The organism is Candidatus Frankia alpina (assembly GCF_902806485.1).
Lineage (GTDB): Bacteria > Actinomycetota > Actinomycetes > Frankiales > Frankiaceae > Frankia > Frankia alpina.
In genome coordinates this window covers 1-2,262 of record NZ_CADCWT010000423.1, presented here as the reverse complement: position 1 = coordinate 2,262, position 2,262 = coordinate 1, and the positions used below count along the sequence as shown (strand labels likewise).

General features: G+C 72.3%; 3 protein-coding genes and 1 pseudogene. 1 reads left to right on the top strand and 3 read right to left on the bottom strand.

Going from position 1 to position 2,262, the window contains the following annotated elements; all coding sequences use genetic code 11:
- Nucleotides 1-190: 190 nt before the first annotated feature.
- The gene (locus G6R25_RS23555; protein ID WP_235949500.1) at nt 191-1,306 is read left to right on the top strand and encodes a lysylphosphatidylglycerol synthase transmembrane domain-containing protein; all 1,116 of its coding nucleotides are present in this window, start codon (nt 191-193) and stop codon (nt 1,304-1,306) included.
- A gap of 27 nt (nt 1,307-1,333) precedes the next feature.
- Here the strand turns inward: G6R25_RS23555 and G6R25_RS23550 are convergent, their stop codons facing one another.
- The 3 genes and pseudogenes from G6R25_RS23550 to G6R25_RS32115 form a co-directional block, all read right to left on the bottom strand.
- Nucleotides 1,334-1,654, bottom strand: coding sequence for a hypothetical protein (locus tag G6R25_RS23550; protein WP_235949499.1), 321 nt, complete (start codon nt 1,652-1,654; stop codon nt 1,334-1,336).
- Between the two features lie 61 nt (nt 1,655-1,715).
- Nucleotides 1,716-2,072, bottom strand: coding sequence for an SDR family NAD(P)-dependent oxidoreductase (locus G6R25_RS29215; protein WP_268904208.1), 357 nt, complete (start codon nt 2,070-2,072; stop codon nt 1,716-1,718).
- Nucleotides 2,014-2,163: pseudogene (locus tag G6R25_RS32115) on the bottom strand (SDR family NAD(P)-dependent oxidoreductase); the annotation flags it as partial. The gene G6R25_RS29215 and the pseudogene G6R25_RS32115, both read right to left, overlap by 59 nt.
- Nucleotides 2,164-2,262: the final 99 nt, after the last annotated feature.

Here is a 2,262-nt window from a genome sequence, read left to right as displayed (position 1 = left end):
TCCGTGGGTAGGGCGGGATCGGGGGTGTCCCGCGGTGGACGGGAACACCACGCCCGTCGCCGGCGGCGAGCTGCGTATGGTGACGGGGCATTCCGAAATGGTTACGCGGTTGCTGGCGTGATGGTCGCCGGCTGGGTTGGGCGGGCACCGCAGGACGGGCCGGCGTGGTGTTCGAGGGGAGGTGGCCGCCGTGTCGGGGGGCGGACCCGAGGCGGACGAACCGCTCCCATCGGTCCCGGAGGAGCCGCGGCACCCGAGCGGCCCCGCCGCCGGCGAACCTCCGGATGACTCGGCGGAGCTCTCGGCCGGCGATGTCGTTCCGGGTGGCTTCGGCTGGGCCCGGGTGGCCGGCCGGGTCGTCCCGCTCGCCGCGACCGGCGTGGCGCTGTACCTACTCATGCCGCAGCTGCTCGCGGTGTTCTCCGCGTTTCCCCGGCTGCGGGCGTTCCAGCCGCTGTGGTATCCGGCGATGGTCCTGCTGGAGGCGGCGAGCTTCGCCTGCGTCTGGCAGCTTCAGCGGATCGCGATCAGCGGGTTGAGCTGGCCCCTTTCGGCCATCTCGCAGCTGGTCTCGAACAGCATCAGCCGGATCGTGCCGGGCGGGATCGCGGTCGGCGGAGCTGTGCAGTTCCGCATGCTGAACCGGGGTGGCTGCGACCCCGCGGCCGCCGGGTTCGCGCTGACCGCGACCTCTATGGTGACCACCGGCGTCGTGTTCGGCCTGCCCCTGGTTGTCCTGCCGGTGATCGCCTTCGGTCAGCCGGCGCCGACCGGGCTCACCGCGATCGCCACCACCGGCGGGCTGGCGTTCGCCCTACTCGTGGTCGTCGGAGTGGTCCTCGCGCGGTCGGACGCGACGGTTCGCCTGCTCGCCCGGGCGGTCGCCTGGCTGGCCCGGCTGACGCGGCGGGCAGTGCCCGCGGACTTGCCCGCCGTGCTCGTCGTTCGCCGCCGGGACGTGATCCGCTCGCTGGGGCGGCGCTGGCCCGCGGCCGTGCTGACCGCCGCCGGCAAGTGGGGGCTCGACTACCTTGCGCTGCTCGCGGCGCTGGCCGGGGCCGGCCAACATCCGCGGGTGTCCCTGGTGCTGCTCGCCTACGTCGCCGCCAACGTTCTCGCGATGATCCCTATCACCCCTGGTGGTCTCGGCTTCGTCGAGGCGGGGCTGATCGGAACCCTCGCGCTCGCCGGGGTGCCGGCGGCGGCGGCCGCCGTGTCGACGCTGGCCTACCGGCTGGTGTCATTCTGGCTGCCGCTGGCCGCCGGGGCCCCCGCCTGGGTCGCCTACCGCGTCCGGTACCGGTGACCCGAGTTGCCGGCCGGCCGGGCCCGGTCACGGTGCGAGGTGTCGCGTCTCCTCCGTCACGCTCAGGCGGCGACGGCGCCGACCTGGCGCAGGATGGTGAGCCGGTCCGGCAGCACGGTGTAGTTGACGATCTGGCCGTCTCGGAAGGTGACGAGGCTGATGCTGGTGGCGTCGATGCGCTTCCCGGAAACCGGCGCGGCCGATGGACCGGCTTGCGCGCTGGCGGGTGCCGTCGTCCCCGTCGTCCCCGTCGTCCCCGACGAACGTCTCCAGCAGCTCCGCCTTTCCGTAGTTCACCACCTCCTCGTAAAGCCGTCGCGCGATCTCCTTGTTGGCCTCGACGCTCATTCAGGTCCTTTCTCGGTCGAAATTTCGAGACGTTCGGTTCCCTGAGCAGTCTTCGGACCGACTACTGCGGCGGCTCTTCGTGGTAGGTGGGCGGCAGCAGAATTCCGTTGGAGGCGGAGAGGCCGCCGTCGACCGGTATCACGGCGCCGGTGATGTAGGACGCCGCCGGGGAAGAGAGGAAATAGATGACCTCGGCCTGCTCCGCCGGCTGCGCCCAGCGTCCCAGCGGGACGCGCCGGGTCACCGCCGCGGCGAAGGCCGGATCGGCGCGCTGACCGGCGGTGCGCGGGGTCTCGGTGAGCCCGGGGGGCGACGGCGTTGATCCGGATGCCCTCGAAGGCGTAGTCCAACGCGGCGGATCGCACCAGGTTGTTCGCCGCGGCCTTCGTGGTGTTGTAGGCCCAGGTGTAGGGGTCACCCCGCAGCCCGGCGCCGGACGACGTCACGACGATCGACCCGCCCCCGGTGGCCCGCAGCGCCGGGACGGCCGCGCGGATCCCATGCGTCATTCCCACCGGAGGTCGTTCCGGCCGGTTTGTCGCTGATGTTTCTCAACCCTACCGGGCGCGGACGGTCATGCTGCTCGCGGTCATCGCAGGGTGGGGCGG

Excerpts from the sequence above, each read along its gene's own strand:
- G6R25_RS23550 (WP_235949499.1), bottom strand. The coding sequence starts at position 1,654 with ATGAGCGTCGAGGCCAACAAGGAGATCGCGCGACGGCTTTACGAGGAG.